We start from the raw sequence: 538 nt of genomic DNA on the forward strand, positions 1-538 counted from the left end.
CCTCGACGCCGCGTTCCAGCATCGGATGCAGCGCCGCGCCAGCGGCGAGGACGTCGGCGGCGCGCCGCTGCATCCGATGCTGGAACGCGGCGTCGAGGTGCTCGGCGACCGCTGGACCGCCCACGTCCTGGCGGCGGCCTTCTACGGCAAGCGTCGGTTCACGGAGTTCCAGGACGAGTTGAAGATCGCCAGCAACATCCTGACCGATCGGCTGGGTCGGTTGGTCGAGCGCGGCATGCTGGAGCGCGTCCGTTATCAGGAACGGCCGGAGCGGTGGGAATATCGGCTGACCAAGGAAGGCCGGGACTTCTTCCCGCTGATCGTGGCGCTGATGGCGTGGGGCGATCGCTGGCTGGCGGGAAGCGAGGGAAGTCCTGAAATCCTGACGCACCGCTGCGGGGCCCGACTGGAGCCGCTCATACGCTGTGGGGCGTGCGAGGGCGTGGCGGATTTGGGGAACACACGGCTGGCGGCGGCGGGGTGAAGATGCTCCCCCGCGATGCGGGGGAGCTGTCGCGGAGCGACTGAGGGGGCGAGC

1 protein-coding gene is annotated in these 538 nt (G+C 69.7%); it reads left to right on the top strand.

Features of this window, described 5'->3' with window-relative positions; translation table 11 throughout:
• A partial coding sequence (locus tag AX690_RS21215) for a helix-turn-helix domain-containing protein (protein WP_197426936.1) occupies nt 1-484 on the top strand: 484 nt, incomplete at its 5' end.
• Nucleotides 485-538: the final 54 nt, after the last annotated feature.

Source organism: Caulobacter sp. CCH9-E1, assembly GCF_001556515.1.
Lineage (GTDB): Bacteria > Pseudomonadota > Alphaproteobacteria > Caulobacterales > Caulobacteraceae > Caulobacter.